Source organism: Nocardioides baculatus, from assembly GCF_016735675.1.
Classification (GTDB): Bacteria; Actinomycetota; Actinomycetes; order Propionibacteriales; family Nocardioidaceae; genus Nocardioides; species Nocardioides baculatus.
The window spans coordinates 45,334-67,374 of sequence record NZ_JAERSG010000003.1 but is presented as its reverse complement, the minus strand read 5'-3'; the positions used below and the strand labels follow the sequence as shown (position 1 = coordinate 67,374).

At 72.4% G+C, this 22,041-nt stretch carries 18 protein-coding genes and 1 riboswitch; of the genes, 7 read left to right on the top strand and 11 right to left on the bottom strand.

What is annotated here, in order from left to right:
- Position 1 precedes the first annotated feature (1 nt).
- Positions 2-1,282 carry a calcium-binding protein gene (locus JI751_RS10030; protein WP_201935972.1) on the bottom strand — a complete coding sequence of 427 codons (1,281 nt, stop codon included), beginning with the start codon at positions 1,280-1,282 and terminating at the stop codon, positions 2-4.
- 98 nt (positions 1,283-1,380) lie between these two features.
- Between JI751_RS10030 and JI751_RS10025 the strand changes: the two genes are divergently transcribed.
- Complete coding sequence (locus JI751_RS10025) at positions 1,381-2,214, top strand: aldo/keto reductase (RefSeq protein WP_201935970.1); 834 nt, start codon at positions 1,381-1,383, stop codon at positions 2,212-2,214.
- Positions 2,215-2,239: 25 nt separating this feature from the next.
- The gene (locus JI751_RS10020) at positions 2,240-2,977 is read left to right on the top strand and encodes a peptidylprolyl isomerase (protein WP_201935967.1); all 738 of its coding nucleotides are present in this window, start codon (positions 2,240-2,242) and stop codon (positions 2,975-2,977) included.
- Here the strand turns inward: JI751_RS10020 and JI751_RS10015 are convergent.
- The gene (locus JI751_RS10015; protein ID WP_201935966.1) at positions 2,964-3,419 is read right to left on the bottom strand and encodes an OsmC family protein; all 456 of its coding nucleotides are present in this window, start codon (positions 3,417-3,419) and stop codon (positions 2,964-2,966) included. The genes JI751_RS10020 and JI751_RS10015 overlap by 14 nt on opposite strands.
- Positions 3,420-3,538: 119 nt before the next feature.
- Complete coding sequence (locus JI751_RS10010) at positions 3,539-3,682, bottom strand: hypothetical protein (protein WP_201935964.1); 144 nt, start codon at positions 3,680-3,682, stop codon at positions 3,539-3,541.
- A 171-nt stretch (positions 3,683-3,853) separates the two neighbouring features.
- Between JI751_RS10010 and JI751_RS10005 the strand changes: the two genes are divergently transcribed.
- The 5 genes from JI751_RS10005 (at position 3,854) to JI751_RS09985 (ending at position 11,863) form a co-directional block, all read left to right on the top strand.
- Positions 3,854-4,681, top strand: a complete 828-nt coding sequence (locus JI751_RS10005; RefSeq protein WP_307814066.1) for a formate dehydrogenase accessory sulfurtransferase FdhD — start codon at positions 3,854-3,856, stop codon at positions 4,679-4,681.
- 75 nt (positions 4,682-4,756) lie between these two features.
- A complete protein-coding gene (locus JI751_RS21790) occupies positions 4,757-5,941 on the top strand; it encodes an exonuclease SbcCD subunit D (protein WP_201935961.1) in 1,185 nt (394 codons plus the stop codon).
- Entirely contained in the window at positions 5,938-8,928 is a 2,991-nt protein-coding gene (locus JI751_RS09995; protein WP_201935959.1) for an AAA family ATPase, read from the top strand. Before JI751_RS21790 ends, JI751_RS09995 begins: the two co-directional genes overlap by 4 nt.
- 20 nt (positions 8,929-8,948) lie before the next feature.
- Entirely contained in the window at positions 8,949-10,466 is a 1,518-nt protein-coding gene (locus tag JI751_RS09990) for a TldD/PmbA family protein (RefSeq protein WP_201935958.1), read from the top strand.
- Entirely contained in the window at positions 10,466-11,863 is a 1,398-nt protein-coding gene (locus JI751_RS09985) for a metallopeptidase TldD-related protein (protein WP_201935957.1), read from the top strand. Before JI751_RS09990 ends, JI751_RS09985 begins: the two co-directional genes overlap by 1 nt.
- Before the next feature lie 17 nt (positions 11,864-11,880).
- Here the strand turns inward: JI751_RS09985 and JI751_RS09980 are convergent, their stop codons facing one another.
- The 8 genes from JI751_RS09980 to JI751_RS09945 all read right to left on the bottom strand — a co-directional run bounded on the left by JI751_RS09980 (position 11,881) and on the right by JI751_RS09945 (position 21,989).
- Positions 11,881-12,162, bottom strand: a complete 282-nt coding sequence (locus tag JI751_RS09980; RefSeq protein WP_201935955.1) for a hypothetical protein — start codon at positions 12,160-12,162, stop codon at positions 11,881-11,883.
- Positions 12,159-13,379 (bottom strand): hypothetical protein, encoded by a 1,221-nt coding sequence (locus JI751_RS09975; protein WP_201935954.1) that lies wholly within the window; start codon positions 13,377-13,379, stop codon positions 12,159-12,161. The genes JI751_RS09980 and JI751_RS09975 overlap by 4 nt, the downstream gene beginning before the upstream one ends.
- Positions 13,380-13,431: 52 nt before the next feature.
- A complete protein-coding gene (locus JI751_RS09970) occupies positions 13,432-14,637 on the bottom strand; it encodes an SHOCT domain-containing protein (RefSeq protein ID WP_201935953.1) in 1,206 nt (401 codons plus the stop codon).
- Between the two features lie 98 nt (positions 14,638-14,735).
- Complete coding sequence (locus JI751_RS09965; RefSeq protein ID WP_201935952.1) at positions 14,736-16,061, bottom strand: glycoside hydrolase domain-containing protein; 1,326 nt, start codon at positions 16,059-16,061, stop codon at positions 14,736-14,738.
- Between the two features lie 44 nt (positions 16,062-16,105).
- Complete coding sequence (locus tag JI751_RS09960; RefSeq protein WP_201935950.1) at positions 16,106-17,395, bottom strand: serine hydrolase domain-containing protein; 1,290 nt, start codon at positions 17,393-17,395, stop codon at positions 16,106-16,108.
- A gap of 37 nt (positions 17,396-17,432) precedes the next feature.
- On the bottom strand, positions 17,433-20,294 hold the full coding sequence (gene gcvP, locus JI751_RS09955) for an aminomethyl-transferring glycine dehydrogenase (RefSeq protein WP_307814065.1): 2,862 nt from the start codon (positions 20,292-20,294) through the stop codon (positions 17,433-17,435).
- A gap of 55 nt (positions 20,295-20,349) precedes the next feature.
- A riboswitch (glycine riboswitch) is annotated at positions 20,350-20,457 on the bottom strand.
- Between the two features lie 252 nt (positions 20,458-20,709).
- Positions 20,710-21,294 carry a MerR family transcriptional regulator gene (locus tag JI751_RS09950; RefSeq protein WP_443678522.1) on the bottom strand — a complete coding sequence of 195 codons (585 nt, stop codon included), beginning with the start codon at positions 21,292-21,294 and terminating at the stop codon, positions 20,710-20,712.
- Between the two features lie 227 nt (positions 21,295-21,521).
- Positions 21,522-21,989: a bifunctional nuclease family protein gene (locus JI751_RS09945; protein ID WP_129475188.1), complete on the bottom strand. Its 468-nt coding sequence runs from the start codon at positions 21,987-21,989 to the stop codon at positions 21,522-21,524.
- Between the last annotated feature and the right edge of the window lie 52 nt (positions 21,990-22,041).

Below are 22,041 nucleotides of genomic sequence, written 5' to 3'. Positions count from 1 at the left end.
GTCAGCGACGCACCTCGCACTGCCGCAGCTGCTCGCCGCTGAGGCAGCGGTCCCGGCCGGCACCGCCGACGAGCTGGTCGCGACCCGGGCCACCGACGAGCAGGTCGTTGCGCCCACTGCCGGCGAGGACGTCGGCCCCCCGGTTGCCGTACGCCGTCACCTGGATGGTGCCGGTCACCGAGAAGCGGTCCCGCCCGGCGCCACCGACGTACCTCAGGAAGCCGCTCCGCCCCGAGAACCGGAGGTCCTCGACGGACTCGTAGCGCATCCGCTTCGAGCCGCCGACCGTCACGCGCTTGCGCGGCACGTCGACGACGTACCTCGAGCCCCGGGGGAACTCGGAGCTCGGCACCTGCAGTCGGACGATGTCGCGTCCGCCGCCGCCGTCCACCTCGGTGCGCGTCCGTCGGACCAGGTCCGTCTCGATCTCGTCGTTGCCGCCTCCACCGTGGACGCTGGCGCCGTCGTGGGCGACGAGGAAGTCCTTGCCGCCACCGCCGCCGATGTCGGTCCGCGGTCCCCCGGCCTCCACGTAGTCGTCGCCGTCGTCGCCGTAGAGCCGGTCGCGGCCCCGGTCCGGCGCGAGGATGAAGTCCTCGCCGATACCGCCGCGGACGATGTCGTCGCCGTCCTCGGGCTGGATCTCGTCGTCACCGGCCAGGCCGCGGATCCCGTCGTCACCGGCACCGCCGACCAGGCGGTCCGGACCGCGCGACCCGACGAGGTGGTCGTCGTAGGCCGAGCCGACGATGCCGCCGGAGTAGGCCGGCACGACGATCGTGTCGTTGCCCTCGCCGGTCGCCACGCCGACCGACAGGTCGACGCTGACCGGACCGGGCGCGCCGTCGAACCAGATCGTGTCGTACCGGGCCGGCCGGTCGACGTAGTCGACGTTCGCGGACGCCGGGTCGTCACCCATGTCGATGTAGTCGTCGCCGGGCCCGGGGGTGATGATGTCGCCGTCGTAGCCGTCGTCCGGCACGTACTGACCGTCGAGGCCACCGAACAGCCGGTCGTCGCCCGGCCCGCCGACCAGGGTGTCGCCGCCGCCGAGCCCGCAGATCGTGTCGTTGCCCGCACCGCCGTCGATCCGGTCCGGTGCGATCGTGCCCAGGATGACGTCGTCACCCGGCGTCCCCACGGTCGGCACGCCGGGCGTGACGACGACGGTCGGCACCCTCCCGTCGCAGGTGGTCTCCGCCGTCGCCGGGCCCGCGGTCAGACCCAGGACGCCGAAGGGCGCCAGGGCGATCAGCGAGACGGTGGCAGGGATGTGTCGCATGAAGCTCCTCCGAGTGGGTCGGCCTCCGGTGCGGGCCGTGACACGTGTGACGCACCGACCGGGCCGGAGTTGTGGGTGGTCCGTCCTAGGTTGGGGACATGACCCCGACGTACGACCTCAACGATGCCACCACGATCCCCGCGATCGGATTCGGCACCTATCCGCTGCGCGGCGAGGACGGCACCGCGGCGATGGTGTCCGCCCTCGAGGCGGGCTACCGGATGCTCGACACGGCCGTGAACTACGAGAACGAGGCCGAGGTCGGCGAGGCGTTGCGGCGCTCCGGCCTGCCGCGCGACGAGGTCGTGGTCGCCAGCAAGATCCCCGGCCGGCACCACGCGTACGACGACGCGATCGCGTCGGTCCGCGGCTCGCTCGAACGTCTCGGCGTGGAGCGCACCGATCTGCACCTCATCCACTGGCCCAACCCGTCGCAGGGGAAGTACGTCGAGGCGTGGCGCGCGCTCGTCCGGCTCCAGGCGGACGGGCTGGTCCGCTCGATCGGCGTCTCCAACTTCACCGAGGAGCACCTCACCCGCATCATCGACGACACCGGCGTCGTGCCGGCGGTCAACCAGGTCGAGCTGCACCCGCGCTTCCCGCAGGCCCGGATGCGCGAGGTGCACGACCGGCTCGGCATCCGCACCGAGGCGTGGAGCCCCATGGGCAAGCGGCGGGCGCCGCTCGGGGAGAGCGCCGTCGCCGATGCCGCGGAGGCGCACGGCGTGACTCCCGGCCAGGTCATCCTGAGGTGGCACGTGCAGCTCGGCTCGCTGCCGATCCCCAAGTCCGCCGACCCGCAGCGCCAGCGGCAGAACCTCGACGTCTTCGGCTTCGAGCTCGCCGGCGAGGAGATGGACGCCATCAGCGCGCTGGCCGAGGACGACGGACGTCTGTTCGGCGGCGACCCCGACACCCACGAGGAGATGTGACGGGCCGCTGGTTAGAGTCGTCGGCATGCTGAAGACCACCGCCCTCAAGCGCGGCGCCGCCGTCGCGGCCTGCCTGTCCGTCCTCACGTTCGCCGGCTGCGGCAACGAGAGCGACGGCTCGGACACCGCCGCGGACACCTCGAGCGAGACGCCCTCGGCCTCCGAGTCGGAGTCGGACGCGCCCGCTGCGGGCGGGGCGACGACGACCTGCGAGTACCCCGCCGACGGCCAGGAGCCCGCGCGCGAGGTCGAGGCCCCGCCAGCCGAGGCACCCTCCGAGGGCACCATCAGCGCCACGATGACCACCAACTTCGGAGACATCGGGCTCACCCTCGACGCCGCCGCGACGCCGTGCACGGTCAACTCGTTCGTCTCGCTCGCCGAGCAGGGCTTCTACGACGACACCCCGTGCCCGCGCATCGGCGACCAGGCGGGGTTCGGCATCCTCCAGTGCGGCGACCCGACCGGCACCGGCTCGGGCGGCGCGGGCTACTCCTTCGCCGACGAGCTCACCGGTGACGAGACCTACCCGGCCGGCACGCTCGCGATGGCCAACGCCGGCCCGGACACCAACGGGTCGCAGTTCTTCCTGGTCTTCCGCGACTCGCAGTTCACCCCCGACTACACCGTCTTCGGGACCATCGACGAGGCCGGCCTCGAGGTGATCGAGGCGATCGCGGCCGAGGGCAACGACAACGCCCACCCGGCCGGTGGCGGCACGCCCAACAAGGCGGTCACCATCGAGAAGGTCACCGTCGGCTGACGCCTGCGCCCAGGTTCTCGTAGACCACGTCCGCACCGATCTGCACGGTCCGCGAGACCGTGCAGAGGCGGTCGCGGGACATCTCGATCGCGTCCTGGACGCGCTCGCGGGCGGCGTCGCCCTCCGGGCCACCCGGGAAGGCGATGTCGAAGGTGACCCGCAACCCCGTCAGGTGGTTGCCCTGGTCGTCGCGGACCTTGGTGCCCTCCGCGTGGACGTCGTACGACGTGCTGGTGGTGCGCTTGTGGGTGATCGCCTCGACGTCGAGGGCACTGCACCCGGCGATGGCGGCGAGCAGCAGCTCGACCGGCGTGAAGTCGGGGTCCTCTCCCCCGGTGCCCATGAAGGTCTCGCCGCCGCGGGCATTGGTGGCCTTGAACCGGGCCGGTCCGATGCGGGTGAGCTCGATGCTGCGCAGGTCGCCGTCAGTGGGGGTGTCCATGCACAACACCCTGCCAGAGCATGCTCCGGCAGGGTGTCGGTCCGCGGCGGACTGCCGCGAGCGCCGGGCGTGGGGCCGGGCGCAGGGTCGGGATCAGGGTTCCCGACGACTGACGTGCGTCAGCGGGCGGCGCGGCGCGCGGCACGACGGGCGCGGCGCTCCTCGCGGCGGGCGATCTCCACGTTGCGCAGGAGGGCGCGGTCCTCGGCCGAGTGAGCCCGCGCGTCGACGAGGCTGAAGGCGAGGTGCAGCTGCGTGGTCATGGGAGATCTGTCCTTCCGAGGGCTTTCCGGCCCTCATGCGAGTGGGTCTGTGTAAGAGATAGCCGCTCCTTTGCGGCTCTTACATCTTAGAGAACCGGAAGGGCAGTCCTGACATTCCCGACGACGTGATCTCGGCCACCGGGGTGCCGTGCCGCGGGCTAGGGTCGAGGCGTGACGATCGAGCGCGCGAAGCGACCCGGACCCTCCGTCAGGACGCGTGTCGTCGAGCACGCCGGCGACACGGAGATCCCGCGCGAGGACCGCCTGGTGACGGAGGAGCCGCTCGAGATCCGGGTCCGCGTCGGTGCTCTGGCGCCACGCCGCGCCTGGGTCACCATGCGCACGCCCGGGCATGACTTCGAGCTCGCCGCCGGCTGGCTGGTCCACGAGGGCCTCGCGACGCCGGACACGCTCGCGCAGGTCGCCTACTGCACCGACGACGACCTCGATCCCGAGCAGGAGTTCAACGTCGTCACGGTGACCGTCACCGGGTCCGCCGCGGTTCCGCACCGCCACGTGGCCGCGTCCGCCGGGTCCTCGGCGTGCGGCGTGTGCGGCAAGGACAGCGTGGCGGACGCCCTGGAGGTCCGGTCCGCGACACCGTGGTCGGGCGAGCGCCCCGCCGCGGACGTCGTACGCCGTCTGCCCGAGGCGCTGCGCGAGCGGCAGGAGCTGTTCGCCCGCACGGGCGGTGTGCACGCCGCGGGCCTGGCGACCGCCGACGGGACGCTGCTCGTGGTCCGGGAGGACGTCGGGCGCCACAACGCGGTCGACAAGGTCGTGGGCGCGCGGGTGCTCGCGGGCGAGCCCGCCGCGGCCGCCTGCTTGGTGCTGAGCGGCCGGGTGGGCTTCGAGCTGGTGCAGAAGGCCGCGGCCAGCGGAATCGGGTCGATCGTCGCCGTGGGCGCACCGACGAGCCTCGCCGCGCGGCTGGCGCGGGAGGCCGGGATCGAGCTCTGGGGCTTCACGTCCGCGAGTCGTGCGGTGAACTACTGCTGAGCCTTGATCGAGGCTTGACCGGGGCAGGCGGCGTGGTGGCCCGAGACTGTCGGTGCGTCGTCATACGGTCGCCCCGTGCGCATCCTCCACACCTCCGACTGGCACCTGGGGAGGTCCTTCCACCGCGAGGACCTCCTGGGCCACCAGGGTGCGTTCATCGACCACCTGATCGGTGTCGTGGAGTCGGAGAAGGTCGACGTCGTCGTCGTCTCGGGAGACGTCTACGACCGCGCCCTGCCCCACGTCGACGCGGTGGCGCTGGCCGACGAGACCTTCGCACGGCTGGCCGCCTCCCGCGCCAAGGTCGTGGTCAGCAGCGGCAACCACGACAGCGCCCAGCGGCTCGGCTTCGGCGCCCGGCTGATGGACCACGCCGGCGTCCACGTGCGCACCGACGCGTCGTCCGTCGGCACCCCCGTCGTGCTCAAGGACCGGCACGGCGACGTGGCGATCCACGCCATCCCCTACCTCGACCCGTCCGCGCTCCTCGACCCGTGGAGCCTGGGCCACCGCAGCCACGAGGCGGCGCTGTCGGAGGCGATGCGGCGCGTACGCTCCGACCTCACCGCCCGCGGCCCGAAGGCCCGGTCCGTGGTGCTCGCGCACGCGTTCGTGGCCGGCGCCGAGCCGTCGGAGTCCGAGCGCGACATCAGCGTCGGCGGCGTGTCCCGCGTGGCGACGTGTGTCTTCTCCGGCATCGACTACACCGCCCTCGGCCACCTCCACGGCTCGCACGTCCTCTCCCCCGGCCTGCGCTACTCCGGGTCACCCCTGGCCTACTCCTTCTCCGAGGCCGACCAGGTCAAGGGCACCTGGCTCGTCGAGCTCACCGCGAAGGGTTTCGGCAGCGCCAGCTGGATCGACGCTCCCGTGCCTCGACGGCTGTCGCGGATCACCGGCAAGCTCTCCGAGCTGCTCAAGGACCCGGCCCTCGCCGACCGCGAGGACGACTGGGTGCAGGCCACCCTGACCGACGTGCCGCGGCCGGCACGCGCGATGGAGCAGCTGCGGCGGCGCTTCCCCCACACGCTCGTGCTGCAGTTCCCGCCGTCCGCCGTCGACCCGAAGGCTCCGGCCCGGCCCGCGTCGGGCACGAGCGACCACGCGATCGCCGTCGACTTCGTCCGCCACGTCCGCGGCAGCAAGGCCACCAAGGCCGAGACGGCCCTGCTGCAGGAGGCGGTCGACGGCTGCTGCCACGACCCGGACCAGGACGTGCTCGTGAGCACGTCGGGTGCCTCGGACGGTGAGGGCGGATGAGGCTGCACACCCTCGAGGTCACGGCCTTCGGACCCTTCGCCGAGAGCACCACCGTCGACTTCGACGCGCTCTCCGACGCCGGGCTGTTCCTGCTGAGCGGGCCGACGGGCGCGGGCAAGTCCAGCGTCCTCGACGCCGTCTGCTTCGCCCTCTACGGCGACGTCCCGGGCGACCGTGCGGTCGCCAAGCGACTCCGCTCCGACCACGCCGCCGACGACGTCGTGCCACGCGTCGTGCTCGAGGCGACGCTGTCGGGGCGACGCTTCCGCATCGACCGCTCCCCGGCCTGGACGCGCGCGAAGAAGCGCGGCACCGGCACCACGACCGAGCAGGCGCGCGTGGTCATCTCCGAGCGGCGGACCGGCGACGGCGAGGGCGACGACGCCGAGTGGCAGCCGCTCAGCACGCGTCTCGACGAGACCGGCCACCTCGTCACCCGGTTGGTCGGCATGACGCTCCCGCAGTTCTGCCAGGTGGCCATGCTCCCCCAGGGCCGCTTCCAGGCCTTCCTCCGGTCCCGCTCGGAGGACCGGCACGCGCTGCTCCAGCAGGTCTTCCAGACCGGGCGCTTCGACGACATCGAGCGGTGGCTGCGTGATCGCCGCGTCGAGCTGCGCCGCACGTCCCAGCAGCACGAGGGGGTCGTCGCCGACCTCGTCAGCCGCGTCAGCGAGGTCGCGGGCGCCACGGCTCCCGACGGCTGGCCGGCGGACCCCGAGGGCCTGCGTGCGTGGATCGGCGAGGTCACCACGTCGGCGGTCAACGCCTCCGTCGCCCAGACCCTCCTCGTCGACGCCGCGTCGGCGGCGGAGGTCAAGGCCTCCGAGGACTCTGCGGCCGGCACCGAGCTCGCGGGCCGCCGCTCCACCTACGCCGCGGCCCGACGCGCCCGCGCCGGCCTCGACGCAGCCGGTCCGGAGCACGACACCCGGGTGGACCGCGTCGCGCAGGCCCACCGCGCGGCCGGCGTACGCCCCCTCCACGAGCTCGCCGTCAGTGCCCGCAAGGAGGTGCGCGAGCTCGACCAGCTGGGCCGGGCCGCGCGCGACCGGCTCGCCGAGATGCTCGGGGTCACCTCGCTCGACGACCAGGAGATCGCCGAGCACCAGCGCACCGCGACGAGCACGCTGACCGAGATCGCGCGGGTGCGGCCGTTCCGCAGGCAGGCCTCCGACCTCGAGCGCCAGCTCGGTCGGCTGACCCGCTCGCGCGACGAGGCGAGCGCCGAGCTCCTGCGGGTGCAGACCCGTGCCGAGGAGATCCCCCAGGTCCTCGCCGCCCTCGAGCCCCGGCTCCAGGCGGCGCGCGAGTCGAAGGCCCTCGCGGAGTCCCTCACCGCCGACCTCGAGGTGCTGCGCTCGCGGACCCGCGCCGCCCGCACCGCCGAGTCGCTCGCCACCCAGCTCGCGAGCGCCTCGCAGGAGCTCGCGCAGGCGACCCAGGCGCGCCTGCTCGCGCGCGAGACGCTGGTCGAGATCCGTGAGCAGCGCCTCGACGGGATGGCCGCGGAGATCGCCGGCAAGCTCGCCGTGGGTGCCGACTGTCCCGTGTGCGGCTCGGTCGACCACCCCCACCCCGCCAGGCCCGCGCCCGGCGCACCGGACGAGGCGACCGAGCGCGAGGCCAGGCGCGAGGTCGACGACCTCGAGGCGGTGGTGGAGGCACACGCCCAGCAGGTCCGCGGCCTCGAGACCCAGCGCGCGGCAACACTGGCCGAGTCCGGCGACTCCGTCGAGCACCTGCTCGTCGAGGAGGAGGCCACCCTCGGCAACCTCGAGCGTGCCCGCAGCGAGGCCTCGACCGTCGACGCGTGGGTGGTCCGCGTGGAGGCGCTCACCTCCGAGCAGGACGCCCTGGCGGGCGAGCGCGACGAGCTGACGTCCACCACCACCCGCCTCGACACCGAGATCGCCGTGCTGACCTCGAAGATCGACGGGTTGCGCGAGCAGGTCGGGGCCGTCGTGCCCGACGACGCCGACCTCGACGACCTCACGGCGCACCACCAGGAGGCCGAGCAGCTCGCGCGCGAGTGCCTCGCCCAGACCGCCGAGCTGGCCCGCGCCCGCGCCACGGCCGCGAGCACGCAGGAGGCCGCCGACGGCGTCGCGGCCGCCGCCGGCTTCGACTCCTCCGCCTGGGCGGCGGCGGCGTGGCTCGCCGACGACGAGCTCGCCGACCTCCAGCAGCAGATCGAGCGCCACGAGCGCGAGGCCGCCCGGGTCGACGACCTCCTGGCCGACGAGTCCCTCGTGCTGTCCGCGGCCAGCGACCCGCCCGACCTCGAGGCGCTCGCCCAGGCGCACCACCGGGCCAAGGAGCACGCGGCCCTGGCCCGCCAGACCGACATGCGGCTGCGCGACCGAGGACGCCGCCTGCGCGGCCTGTCCGACGAGCTCGACACCGCGCTGTCCGCCTGGGCGCCGGTGCGCGCCGACTTCGACCTCGTCGCCGACCTCGCCGCCCTCGTCGAGGGCAAGCACGCCGACAACCGCTTCCAGATGCGCCTGTCCGCCTACGTCCTGGCCCACCGGCTCAGCCAGGTCGTCGATGCCGCCAACGTCCGGCTCGCCACGATGAGCGGCCAGCGCTACTCGCTCGTCCACACCGGGGAGCGCGGTGCCGGCGAGACCCGCGGTGGCCTGAGCCTGGTGGTCCGCGACGACTGGACCGGCGACCCACGCGACCCGGCGACCCTGTCCGGCGGTGAGACCTTCGTCGTGTCCCTGGCCCTCGCGCTCGGGCTGGCCGACGTGATCACCGACGAGGCGGGCGGCACCGACCTCGACACCCTCTTCGTCGACGAGGGCTTCGGCTCGCTCGACTCCGAGACGCTCGAGGACGTGATGGACACCCTCGACACGCTGCGCGACGGGGGTCGGGTGGTGGGCGTGGTCAGCCACGTCCCCGAGCTCCAGACCCGGATCCCCACCCAGCTCCGGGTGCACCGTGGCCGCAACGGCAGCCACACCTCGCTCAGCCTCGGCTAGTGGTTGCTAGGTTCGGGCGCATGAGTGCGCCCGGGCTCGACCCGACCTTCAGCGAACTGCCACACCGTCGGCTCGGCGACGTGGCCCTGGCCCGCGCGCAGGAGCTCGGCGCCAGCCATGCGGACTTCCGGTTCGAGCGCAACCGCTACCAGTACCTCGGTGCGCGCGACGGCATCCTCCAGACCGCCAGCGACGCCGAGGACCTCGGCTTCGCCGTACGCGTGGTGCACGACGGCGCCTGGGGCTTCGCGTCCGGTGTCGTGCTCACCGACGACGAGGCACGCCGGGTGGCCGAGACCGCCGTCGCGGTCGCCAAGGTCGCCGCCGCGATGACCACGACCCCGGTCGAGCTGGCTGCCGAGCCCGTCCACGCCGACGTCACCTGGGTGTCGGGCTACGACATCAACCCGCTCGAGGTCCCCACCCGCGAGAAGGCCGCGGTGCTGGTCGACTGGACCGAGCGGCTGCGCACCGGCGCCGTCGCGCACGCCACGGCGTTCCTCCAGCAGGTGCAGGAGAACAAGTACTACGCCGACCTCGCCGGCACCCGCACGACCCAGCAGCGGGTCCGCCTCCAGCCCGGTTTCGAGGCCACCGGTGAGGACTCCGACACCGGCGTCTTCGACTCGATGGCGTCGATCGCGCCGCCCGTCGGCCGCGGCTGGGAGTACCTCGACGGCTCCCACTGGGACTGGGACGCCGAGATCGCCGAGGTGCCCGAGCTCCTCGCCGAGAAGCTCACGGCGCCCAGCGTCGAGGCAGGGGCGTACGACCTGGTCGTGGACCCGTCGAACCTCTGGCTCACCATCCACGAGTCCATCGGCCACGCCACCGAGCTCGACCGGGCCCTGGGCTACGAGGCCAACTACGCCGGCACCTCGTTCGCGACCTACGACAAGCTCGGCACGCTGCAGTACGGCTCGCCGGTGATGAACGTCCAGGGCGACCGGACGCAGGAGCACGGCCTGGCGACCGTCGGCTACGACGACGAGGGCGTGCAGACCCAGACGTGGGACATCGTCCGCGACGGCGTGCTGGTCGGCTACCAGCTCGACCGCTCGATGGGGCACCTCAAGCCCGAGCTCAACGGTGCGCGCTCCAACGGCTGTGCCTACGCCGACTCCCCCGGCCACATCCCGATCCAGCGGATGGCCAACGTGTCGCTGATGCCCGGCACCGACGAGCTCTCCACCGACGACCTCATCGGCAAGGTGGAGCGCGGCATCTTCGTCGTCGGCGACAAGTCGTGGTCGATCGACATGCAGCGGTTCAACTTCCAGTTCACCGGGCAGCGGTTCTACAAGATCACCGACGGCAAGCTCGACGGGATGCTCCGCGACGTCGCCTACCAGGCCACCACGACCGACTTCTGGGGCTCGATGGAGGCCGTCGGCGGCCCCGGGACCTGGGTGCTGGGCGGCGCGTTCAACTGCGGCAAGGCCCAACCCGGGCAGGTGGCCGCCGTCAGCCACGGGTGTCCGAGCGCCCTCTTCCGCGGGGTCAACATCCTCAACACCATCGACGAGGCGGGACACTGATGACCACGCTGCGCACCACGCCCCAGCAGCTCGTCGAGCACGCGCTCGCGAGCTCGACGGCCGACGACTGCATCGCGATCGTCCGCGACTCCACCAGCGCCAACCTCCGGTGGGCCAACAACACCCTCACGACCAACGGCGTGATGACGGAGGTCGCGGTCACCGTCGTCAGCTTCGCCTCGGTCGACGGTGGCGTCGCCACCGGCTCGGTCTCCGGCAGCGCCTCGACCACCGACCAGGTCGCCGCGCTCGTCGAGGCCGCCGACGCGGCGGCGCGGGCGGGCTCGCCCGCCGAGGACGCCGCCGAGCTGGTCGCCGACCGGACCTCCCCCGACTGGGACACCGAACCGGAGACCACCGACATCGGCGTCTACGACGCCTTCGCGCCGGTCCTCGGTGACGCGTTCCGCGAGGCGACGGCCGAGGACCGCCTGCTCTACGGCTTCGTCAACCACGAGGTCACCACCGTCTACCTCGGCTCGTCCCGCGGGCTGCGGCTGCGCCACGTCCAGCCGACCGGCCACTACGCCTGCACCGGCAAGGACACCTCGCTGACCCGCAGCGCGTGGACCGGTGGCGCGACCCGAGACTTCCGCGACGTCGACGCGGCCGCGATGGCCGCGACGGTGAAGCAGCGGCTGGGGTGGGCCGAGCGCCGCATCGACCTGGCGGCCGGCCGCTACGACACGATCCTGCCGCCGTCCTCGGTCGCCGACCTGATGATCGACGCCTACTGGGGCGCCGGCGCCCGCGTCGCCCACGAGGGCGAGTCGGTCTACAGCCGTCGCGGCGGCGGCACGCGGATCGGCGACAAGGTCGCCGCTCCGGGCGTCAGCCTGTTCTCCGACCCGGCCTACGCCGGCCTCGAGTGCTCGCCGTTCGTCATCGCCGGCGCCTCGGACAACACCGACTCGGTCTTCGACAACGGCCTGGCGCTCGAGCGTACGGACTGGATCCAGGACGGACTGCTGACCGGTCTCCTCCAGACCCGCCACTCGGCCGGGATGACCGGCCAGCCCGTGACGCCGATGATCGACAACCTCGTCCTCGAGGTCGGCGACGGCGCGGGCACGATCGACGACATGATCGCCGGCACCCAGCGCGGGCTGCTGCTGACCTGCCTCTGGTACATCCGCGAGGTCGACCCGCAGACCATGCTGCTCACGGGTCTGACCCGTGACGGCGTGTACGTCGTCGAGGACGGCGAGATCGTCGGTGCGGCCAACAACTTCCGGTGGAACGAGAGCCCGATCGACCTCCTCAACCGGTTCAGCGCGGCCACCACCTCGGTGCCGAGCTTCAGCCGCGAGTGGGGCGACGACTACTTCTCCCGCACGGCCACGCCCGCCCTGCGGATCCCCGACTTCAACATGTCGAGCGTCTCGCAGGGCGTCTGACCGGCACCTGACCGGCGTCAGGTGAGGCGCTGCACGCGCTGGCGGTGCTTGCTGGAGTTGTCACCGTCGATGTCGGAGTCGCGGGTCCGGGAGATGTGGTCGACCTTCTCCTGGTGGCCCTGCACCGGCTGGGCGGCGATGATCGTGTCGCGCTCGTAGGCGTGCGACTTGTCGGTGTTGCGGTAGTAGCGGTAGAGCGCCCAGTAGGTCGCCGCTCCCCCGGCCGGGCCGGCGGCGAGGATCCAGGCCGGCACGCCGTCGCTCGCCATCACCACGACCTGCGTCAGCTCGGTGATCATGCGCTCACCACCAGGATCCAGCCGGCGATGCCCTCGAGGAAGGTGCCGACGGTGAAGGCGGCGGCGAGCAGGCGCCACTGCGAGACGGGGACGCTGCCCATCGTCTCTCCCGTGCGGGCGTTGACCGCGATGTAGTGCAGCATCTTGGTGTTCTCCTGGTAGTAGGAGTAGAGCCACACCGGCAGGTACATCGAGACCCACCGCGAGCCGCCCACGTCGACCTTCTCGGCCTCCCACCGCACGCCGCGATCGAACTGCGCGAGCGAGCCCTCCACCTGCGAGCGCCCGATGGACAGCAGCTGGTCCTCCAGGACCGGCTTGAGCTCCTCGACGTCGAGGTCGCGCTTCTCGCTGGTGAACCCGACGAGGTAGCTGGAGTTCCACTTCACGGCGTTCTTGGTGTCGAACGGCAGGACCGTGTTGACGATGTTGTTGGTGGTCGACCCGTCGAAGTTCGCACGGTCGGCAGCGCCCTCGACGGTGAGGTCGTCGACCGTGAAGGCGACCTGCCGGTCGACGGCGTACACGTCGGCGGCGTAGTAGGTCGTCGAGCTGTCGCCGTGCTTCTCGGTCCAGCGCCTGGTCTGCACCTCGCCCCGGCCGACGTACGACGCCTCGGCGCGCGCGTCGATGACGAGGTAGGGCAGGTAGACGCCGAGGACGTTCTCGGGGACGAACTCCTTCTTGAAGCGCGGGTGGGCGAAGAGCCGCCGCTTGGAGGCGAACTCGCGGATCTTCTCGACCGCCTCGGCGTGGGTCAGCCGGAACGGCAGGACCGCATCGGGCACCGCGCCGTTGGGCGTGCGCTGGTTGACGTTGAGGGTGTGCCGGCACCAGTGGCAGCGCGCGTTCATCGCGTGCGCGGTGTCCACGACGACGTCGGCACCGCAACCGGTGCACGTCATGGTGATGACGTCCTGGTCGGAGGAGATCTCGTCGGCTCCCCCGGCGATGACCGTGCCCTCGAGCTCGTCGATGCCCACCCCGAGGCCGAACTCCTCCTCGACGCGCGACTCGGCCCACTCGTGTCGGCAGAACAGGCAGATCAGCTGCCCGGTGGACGCGCGCTGGCGTACGTCCGTCGACCCGCACTTCGGGCAGCGGTTGACGCCGTCGGCCAACGACTCGTTGACCATGTCGATGCTGGGGCCGGGCTCGGGCTCGGCGCGCGCCGCCGCCAGCTCCTCCTCGAGGGGCAGCGGCGGCCCGTCGAACACGGGAGCGTCGGGATCGCGCGGTGGCGGGTCGGAGGGCGACCCCGAGGACGGCTCAGAGGCCAAGAGCCTTGGCCTTCGCCGCGTCGTAGTCCTCCTGGGTGATGAGGCCGGCGTCGAGCATGTCCTTGGCCCGCTTGAGCACCGCGACCGGGTCCTCGGCAGCGGGCTCCGCCGGCGCCGCCGGTGCGGCAGGGGCCGTCGGTGCGGCGGGTGCGGCCGCCGGAGGCTGCTGGCCCGTGGGCTGCTGGAGGCCGCCGAGGCCCATGCCGCCGGTGGCCATGCCCATCCCGATCAGGCCGCCGGGGCCGGCGTTCTCACCGGCCGACTCGATGCCCGCCGCGACCGATGCCTGGAGGTTCGAGTTGCCGCGCGAGCCCGACAGGGCATCGGCACGCTGGACGTTCTTGAGCAGCTCGCGGGTGTTCGCGTCGTACTCGATGGAGATGATCGCGGTCTTGACGATCTCCAGTCCCCGGTCGGTGCGCCACCTGTAGTTCTCCTCGACCGCGGCCGAGAGGGACTGCGCGAAGCCGACGGAGTCCTGCTGGAGGCGGGCGATCCGGTTCCCCTTGGCGGGGTCGTTGGTGTACATCGAGAACGCCGGGGCGAGCGAGCCGACGACCTCGTTGAAGAGCTGCTCACCGGCCGGGTTGTCGATGTCGGTGAAGTCGAAGACGCCCTTTCCGCTGATCACGCTCGCCGACACGAAGTTGCGGATGAACGTCAGCGGGTCGGTGATCTTGAGCGTGTAGGTGCCGCGGGTGATCGCGCCGACCTGGGTGTTGAGGAACGCGTCGTCCCAGTAGATCTCCGACTGCGTGCCGAACTTGTTGTTGGGCAGCTCCTTGAGGGCCACGAAGATCGCGGTCTGCTGGCTCCCGGGGCGACCGCCGAACTTGAAGCGCTCCCAGCTCTGCTTGATGAGCGAGTCCACGAGCCCGCCGCCGGAGAAGACCGACTGCGAGGTCGTCTCGTCGGAGTCCCAGACGTAGCCGCCGGGCTGGGCCGCGAAGCCGGTGAACGCGCCGTCCTGGATCAGCACGAGGCCGTAGCCCTCGGGCACGACGATCTTCGAGCCGTTGGTGATGACGCCGTCGGAGGCGCCGGCGTTCTCACCGCGACCGGCGTTCTGGTCCCGGCGCACGGCCGGGAACACGGCCGCCGTGGCGGGCAACCCGTCGGGCACCGTGTAGAAGTCGAGCCACTGGTCGGCCAGCGTGCCGCCGATCGCACCGCTCACTGCCTGGAAGAGTCCCATGCCGTTTTCCCTCCGGAAGGTTCCACGCGGGTGCTCATCGCCCCCGACGGCGGCAACACTAGCGCCCGGCGCGACGCCCAGGCAGGTGCTCCGCGAGGTCAGCGGGTGCCGGTCTGGAGCGCTGCCCAGGTCTCCGTCGTGACCACGCCGGTCGGGTCGAGACCGACCCGGCGCTGGTAGCGCGCCACGGCCTTCGCGGTGCGGTCCGTGACGATGCCCGAGGAGGTGGCCGAGCGCACGCCGGCGGCCCTCAGCGCACGCTGGAGACGCAGTGCCGTCTTCCCCGACGAGCCCACCTTCATCAGCGGCGACGAGCCGCGGGCGAAGAGAGCAGTCCAGGTCGCGGCATCCGGCTTGCCGGTCTCGCGCAGGTCGTGGCGCCGCTGGAACGCCGTCAGGGCGCGTACGACGTCGCGGTCGAGGCGACCGTCGAGCTTGCCCCGGTAGCGGGCGTTGGTGCGGAGCAGGCACTGGAGCGCGGCCACCCGGTCGCCACGGCTGCCGGCCTTCAGGCGCGGGTAGGTCGGGAAGTCGACCCGTGTACGGCCGCACGCGAGCGTCTTCCGGGGCGCCTGCGAACCGCCGTCGAGGTCGAGGAAGTTGCGGTCGATGGTGAGCGGGACGCCGCCGTAGGCGACGGTGGTCTGCGCCTCGTACTGGTGGATCCGCTCCCCCGGCCAGCTGCCGGCACGCACCCACTGCGAGTCGATGTCGACGTCTGCGGCGCCGTTGAACCAGGCGTACCAGACCTGGTCGGGCATCTCGTAGGAGCCCGGCGACAGGCTGTCGGCGTTGTCGAGCGCGTGGATCCCCGCCGACACGCTGGAGTAGACCCCGGAGCGACGCCCGAGGGCGTGGAGCTGGGAGGTCCAGCCGCTGAGGAACCGCAGCGCCGAGCGGCGGCAGTCGGTGTCGGCGACGTCCCAGCCGCCCTCGAGGTCGTACCAGAGCGTCGTGGACGCCGGGAGCCCGAGCTGCGCGGCCCGGGCCACCGCCGCTGAGGCCTCGGCGCGCCCACGCGCGTCAGCGGCGGCGTAGTCGCCCGCCGGGTTCGGGTCGATGCGGTCGGCGTAGGACGAGCACGCGGCCTGCGGGCCGACCCAGATCGGCAGCAACCGCCACCCGTTGCGCCGCTGCTGCGCCACCCACGTGGCGTCGAGGTGCGGTTGGCCCGGGTCGGTGGCGGTCGGCTGGCACGCGGCGGTGGACCCGCCGATGTAGATGCCCGCGCCCCAGAACGGCGACGAGGTCAGCCAGGCGTCCATCTCGGCCTGCGTCGGCGCGCAGCGCGCGTCGAACGCGTAGCCGGTCAGCCCGTCGGGCCGACGGTCCGCGGCCTGGGCGGCGCCCCCGGTCAGGAGCGTGGTGCAGAAGGCGAGCGCGACGGCCACGACCGTGGCGGCGCGCAGTGGTGCGACAGACATGAGTTCTCCCCCGAGACGAATGTCCGCAGACCCTAGCCTGCCACCTAGCGCGGGTGCCCACCCGGGATGTCGACGTAGGGGTCGTAGGGCGTGCGCGTGTAGACGAACGTCGCGCACTCGAGGTGCCCGATCGACCCACCCGGACGGCGTACGACGTCGAGGCGCTCGCCGCGGTGGTAGCCCAGGACCCCGCGCAGCACGCCGTCGTCGAGCTCGAACCGCTCCTTGAGCAGCCCGCCGCGTGCCATCAGCCGCAGCTCCAGCCCGTCGTTGTGCCAGCGCACGTCGTAGGCCGTGTTGCCCCAGAACCAGACGCCCGGCACGCCCACGACCTCCGTCGGCAGGAACGCCGTCGGCCGCCAGGTCACCGGACGCTCGTCGGCGCCGTCCGGATCCCCCTCGATCAGCGAGACGGCCAGCTCCTGGGGCGCGATCCCGGTGGTGGCGTTGGTGAGGACCACGGCGCCGATGCCGCTGTCGGGGTCCACCTGGAGCGAGGCCATGAAGCCCGGCATCGACCCGTCGTGGCCGACGAGCCGTCCGCCGGGGTGCACGCCGAGCATCAGCCCCAGGCCGTAGGTCGGCGTCACCGGTCGGCCCATCTCGCCGAGCGTCGCCGGTGAGATCACCTGGGGGTGGACGCCGGCGAGCACCTGGCCCCAGGTGACGAGGTCGGCCAGCGTCGACCAGAGCTGGCCGGCGGGCGCCATCGCGCCGGTCTCGGTCAGCGGCTCGTGCACCCGGATGCCGGTGAAGTGGTCGACGCTCCAGCCGGCCTGGGCGCCGGGCCGCGGGAGGTAGGACGTGGAGCGCATCCCCAGGGGGCGGAACAGCCGCTCGTTGACCAGGTCGCGCCACCGACCGCCGAACCTCCGCGCGACGACCTCGCCGAGCAGGCCGTAGCCGAGGTTGGAGTAGTGGAACCACTCACCCGCTCCCGCCACCCGACCCGAGCCGTCGTTGGCGGCGACGAGCGCCGCGAAGTCGCCGCCACGCGTCCGCTCCCACCACGGTCCGCGCGGCTCGCTCTGCATCCCGGAGGAGTGCGCGAGGGCGTCCCGCACGGTGACGTCGCCGTAGCCGCCGATCTCGCCGAGGTGGGCCGACAGCGGGTCGTCGAGGTCGAGCAGTCCCTCGTCGCGCGCCTGCATGACCAGCACGGCGGTCATCGACTTGGTGATCGAGCCGATGCGGTACTGCCCGTCGAGCCCCGGCGCGTCACCGGCGCCACCCGCCCAGACCGCGCCGTAGCGGTCGAAGACGGCACCGACCACGGACGTCAGCCGTCCCTCGGCCTGCGCGACGTCCAGCAGCCGCTGCCGTTGATCGCTCACGCACCAGACCCTAGCCCCGGCCCGGACCCGCCACGGCTCAGTCCGCGAACGCCTCCGGCGGCGGGCAGGCGCACACCAGGTTGCGGTCGCCGTACGCCTGGTCGATGCGCGCGACCGCGGGCCAGTACTTGTCGGGGTCGATGCCCTGGGGGAACACCGCGACCTCGCGGGAGTACGACCGGTCCCACTCGCCGACGAGGGCACGGGCCGTGTGCGGGGCGTGCCGCAGCGGCGAGTCCTCCGGGGTCCACTCCCCCGCCTCGACCCGCGCGATCTCGCCGCGGATGGCGATCATCGCGTCGCAGAAGCGGTCGATCTCGGCGAGGTCCTCGGACTCGGTGGGCTCGACCATCAGCGTGCCGGCGACCGGGAACGACATGGTCGGTGCGTGGAAGCCGTAGTCGACGAGCCGCTTGGCGACGTCGTCGACGCTCACCCCGCTGGCCTTGGAGATCCCCCGCAGGTCGAGGATGCACTCGTGGGCGACGAGGTCGCCGTGACCGCGGTAGAGCACCGGGAAGTGCTCGCCGAGGCGGTGGGCGATGTAGTTGGCCGACAGGACCGCCACCGCGGTCGCGCGGGTCAGGCCGGGGCCGCCCATCATCCGCATGTAGGCCCAGGTGATCGGCAGGATGCCGGCGGAGCCGTAGGGCGCGGCGCTGATCGCACCGATGCCGTCGCGCTTCCCGGTCTCGGGGTGCCCGGCGTGCGAGGGCAGGTACGGCGCGAGGTGCTCGCGGACCGCGACCGGGCCGACGCCGGGGCCACCGCCGCCGTGCGGGATGCAGAACGTCTTGTGCAGGTTGAGGTGCGACACGTCGCCGCCGAACTCACCCGGGCGCGCGTAGCCGAGCAGCGCGTTGAGGTTGGCGCCGTCGACGTAGACCTGCCCGCCGTGGTCGTGGACGATCTTGCAGAGGTCGGTGATCGTGTCCTCGTAGGCACCGTGGGTCGAGGGGTAGGTCACCATGATCGCCGCGAGGGTCTCGGCGTGCTGGTCGCACTTGGCGAGCAGGTCGTCGAGGTCGACCGAGCCGTCGTCGGAGGCCTTGACGACGACCACCTTCATCCCGGCCATCACGGCCGAGGCGGCGTTGGTGCCGTGGGCCGACGACGGGATCAGGCACACGTTGCGGTCCGAGTCGCCGTTGGCGCGGTGGTAGCCGCGGATCGCGAGCAGCCCGGCCAGCTCGCCCTGCGAGCCGGCGTTGGGCTGCACCGAGACCTTGTCGTAGCCGGTGACCTCGGCCAGCCAGCGCTCCACGTCGTCGACGAGCTCGCGGTAGCCGGTCGCGTCCTGTGCGGGAGCGAACGGGTGCAGGTCGGCGAACCCCGGCAGGCTCACAGGCTCCATCTCGGTGGTCGCGTTGAGCTTCATGGTGCACGAGCCGAGCGGGATCATCCCGCGGTCGAGTGCGTAGTCGCGCGAGGAGAGCTGGTGCAGGTAGCGCAGCATCTGGGTCTCGCTGCGGTGGGAGTTGAAGACCTCGTGGGTCAGGAAGTCCGTCGTACGACCGAGCGCCTCGGGCAGGCTGGACGCCGCCTCGTCGTCACCCGTCGCCACGCCGAACGCGCGCAGGACCGCGCCGACCGTGGAGGGGCTGGTGCGCTCGGAGGTCGACAGCCCGACGTGGTCCTCGTCGATGAGCCGCAGGTGGAGACCGACCGTGCGCGCGGCGGCGACGACCTCACCCGCGCGGCCGGGGACCGAGACGGTGAGGGTGTCGAACCAGGTGTCGTTGACGACCTCGAGGCCACCCGCCTTCAGGGACGCGGCGATCCGGCTGGCGTGGTCGTGGGTGCGCTGTGCGATCCGGCGCAGGCCGTCGGGCCCGTGGTAGACGGCGTACATCGAGGCGACGACGGCCAGCAGCACCTGCGCCGTGCAGATGTTGGAGGTGGCCTTGTCGCGACGGATGTGCTGCTCGCGCGTCTGGAGGGCGAGGCGGTAGGCCGGGCGTCCCTCCGCGTCGACCGAGACGCCCACCAGCCGGCCGGGCAGGTGCCGCTCGAGGCCGGAGGAGACCGACATGAAGCCCGCGTGCGGGCCGCCGTAGAAGAGGGGCACGCCGAAGCGCTGCGAGGACCCGACGACGACGTCGGCGCCGAAGGTGCCGGGCGCCTCGAGCAGGGTCAGGGCGAGGATGTCGGCGGCGACCACGGCGAGGCCGCCCCGCTCGTGGACGGCGTCGATCACCGGGCGCGGGTCGCGCACGGCGCCGGAGGCGCCGGGGTACTGCACGAGGACTCCGGAGACGTCGCCGTCGGGCAGGCCGTCCGCCAGGTCGGCGACGACGACCTCGATGCCCATCCCCTCGGCGCGGGTGCGGACCACGTCGATGGTCTGCGGCAGCGCGTCGGCGTCCACGACGAACGGACCGGCGGCGTTGCGCTGCGCACGGCGTACGAGCGTCATCGCCTCCGCCGCCGCGGTGCCCTCGTCGAGCAGCGACGCGTTGGCGGTCGGCAGGCCGGTGAGGTCGGCGACGACGGTCTGGAAGTTGAGGAGCGCCTCGAGCCGGCCCTGGGAGATCTCGGGCTGGTAGGGCGTGTAGGCGGTGTACCAGGACGGGTCCTCGAGCACGTTGCGCCGGATGACCGCCGGGGTGATCGTCGCGTGGTAGCCGAGCCCGATCATGGCCTCGGCCGGCCGGTTCTGGGAGGCGAGCGTCCGGAGTGCGCGTGCCGTGGCCTCCTCGTCGAGCGGGTCGGGGAGGTCGAGCGCGGCAGCCGTACGGATCCCGCCGGGGACGGCGGCCGACATCAGGGCCTCGAGCGACTCGTGCCCGATCGCCTCGAGCATGTGGGCGACGGCCGCGTCGTCAGGTCCGATGTGGCGGGCGACGAACTCTCCCAGCGTGGCGCTGTCCTGCGAGGGGGTGGCGTCCGGCACGGGCACTCCTTGAGGTCACTTCGATGACCTCCCCTCTGTCGGCCGGACGGCCTCCAGAGTGCCAGCCCGTGCGGTCCTGGGTGCCTGAGAGGTTCCGGGAGGATTTGCCCCTTCGGCGCACTGCGACCTGCCCGAGGACCGGCCGCAACGACTCTCCCGCACGGGATGTCGGCAGTGACAGTTTAGGGCATGCCGCCGAGGCACTGGCCGTCGTGAGCGTCGTTCGGGACGTGCAATGGCAAGGCGGAGGAGGGAGACATGACGGAGTCATGGCGACTGACGACAACGCAGCCAGTGTGCGTGCCGGGCGGCGCGCAGCAGGTCAGGGCTGAGGTGGGGTGCCCAGATACGCAACAGAAATGGACGAAGCCGCCCGGTGAGGGGCGGCTTCGTCGGAGGTCGGTGCGGTGCTGGGAGGGCGTCAGCCGGTCTGGCGGGCGGCGCGACGTGCGGCGAGCATGTCGCCCGCGACCGGTGCGGCCGGCTCGTCGGCGGTGCGCTCGCTGGGCAGCTCGGCGAGCGTGCCCTCGATCTCGCGCCAGACACCGCCGATGGCGATGCCGAAGACGCCCTGGCCGCCCTGGAGCAGGTCGATGACCTCGTCGTTGCTGGTGCACTCGTAGACCGAGGCCCCGTCGCTCATCAGCGTCACGCGGGTCAGGTCGTCGGTGCCGCGCTCACGCAGGTGGGCGGTGGCGGTGCGGATCTGCTGGAGCGAGATGCCCGCGTCGAGGAGCCGCTTGACGACCTTGAGGATCAGGATGTCGCGGAAGGAGTAGAGCCGCTGCGAGCCGGAGCCGGCCGCGCCGCGCACGCTCGGCTCGACCAGGCCGGTGCGGGCCCAGTAGTCGAGCTGGCGGTAGGTGATGCCGGCGGCGTTGCACGCGGTCGGTCCGCGGTAGCCCGTGTCGCTGGGCAGCGGGGACACGTCGTCGCTGAAGAGGAGACCCTGCTCCTCGGCGAGGCCGGCGGCCTCGGCCGCAGCCTGCTGCGCGGCGGCGTCCACGCCCGGGTCGTTCTCGTTGCTAGCCACAGCCAAGCCTCCACGTCGGTTCCTCCGCTGAGCAGCAACTCCGGGGGGAAGGATCCGCCGGTGCCGGTCGAACCGGCACGACAACGGTGGAGTTACAACGAAGACATCTCAAGGTAAGCCCGAGAGTTCGGGTTGTCCATCCACGCTACGGCGTGTCGCAACCCTCAACCTCTACATGAGGGTGAGTGTTGCTGGAGAGACTACGGAGACTCGAAGTCGTCGGGCGAGACGTGGTCGAGGAACTCCCGGAACCGCTCGACCTCGTCCTCCTGCTCGGCCGGCACGGCGAGGCCAGCCTCATCGAGCACCGCCTCGGCGCACACGATGCGGGTGCCCGTGCGGAGCGCGAGCGCGATCGAGTCGGACGGCCGGGCCCCGACCTCGGCGCCGCCGTCGAAGACGAGCTGGGCGAAGAAGATGCTGTCCTGCATGTCGACGATGCGCACCTCGACGAGCCGCTGGCCGGTGGCCTCGAGGACGTCGCGCATGAGGTCGTGGGTCAGCGGCCGGGGCGGCGTCACGCCCTGCTGCGCGAAGGCGATGGCCGTCGCCTCCACGGCGCCGATCCAGATGGGGAGGTAGCGCTCCCCCGTCACCTCTCGCAGCAGCACGATCGGCTGGTTCGAGGGCATCTCGACGCGGACTCCGACGACGTCCATTTCGCGCATGTTCCCACCCTACTCATGCGTCGTGAGGCCACAGACCGCTGTCCCCGGAACG

What these genes read in the sequence shown, in the direction of transcription:
- JI751_RS09985 (WP_201935957.1), top strand. Translation starts at nt 10,466, where the DNA reads ATGACCACGCTGCGCACCACGCCCCAGCAGCTCGTCGAGCACGCGCTC.
- JI751_RS09995 (WP_201935959.1), top strand. Translation starts at nt 5,938, where the DNA reads ATGAGGCTGCACACCCTCGAGGTCACGGCCTTCGGACCCTTCGCCGAG.
- JI751_RS10015 (WP_201935966.1), bottom strand. Translation starts at nt 3,419, where the DNA reads ATGGACACCCCCACTGACGGCGACCTGCGCAGCATCGAGCTCACCCGC.
- JI751_RS10020 (WP_201935967.1), top strand. Translation starts at nt 2,240, where the DNA reads ATGCTGAAGACCACCGCCCTCAAGCGCGGCGCCGCCGTCGCGGCCTGC.
- JI751_RS10030 (WP_201935972.1), bottom strand. Translation starts at nt 1,282, where the DNA reads ATGCGACACATCCCTGCCACCGTCTCGCTGATCGCCCTGGCGCCCTTC.
- JI751_RS09990 (WP_201935958.1), top strand. Translation starts at nt 8,949, where the DNA reads ATGAGTGCGCCCGGGCTCGACCCGACCTTCAGCGAACTGCCACACCGT.
- JI751_RS09965 (WP_201935952.1), bottom strand. Translation starts at nt 16,061, where the DNA reads ATGTCTGTCGCACCACTGCGCGCCGCCACGGTCGTGGCCGTCGCGCTC.
- JI751_RS09970 (WP_201935953.1), bottom strand. Translation starts at nt 14,637, where the DNA reads ATGGGACTCTTCCAGGCAGTGAGCGGTGCGATCGGCGGCACGCTGGCC.
- JI751_RS10010 (WP_201935964.1), bottom strand. Translation starts at nt 3,682, where the DNA reads ATGACCACGCAGCTGCACCTCGCCTTCAGCCTCGTCGACGCGCGGGCT.
- JI751_RS09980 (WP_201935955.1), bottom strand. Translation starts at nt 12,162, where the DNA reads ATGATCACCGAGCTGACGCAGGTCGTGGTGATGGCGAGCGACGGCGTG.
- JI751_RS10025 (WP_201935970.1), top strand. Translation starts at nt 1,381, where the DNA reads ATGACCCCGACGTACGACCTCAACGATGCCACCACGATCCCCGCGATC.
- JI751_RS09945 (WP_129475188.1), bottom strand. Translation starts at nt 21,989, where the DNA reads ATGCGCGAAATGGACGTCGTCGGAGTCCGCGTCGAGATGCCCTCGAAC.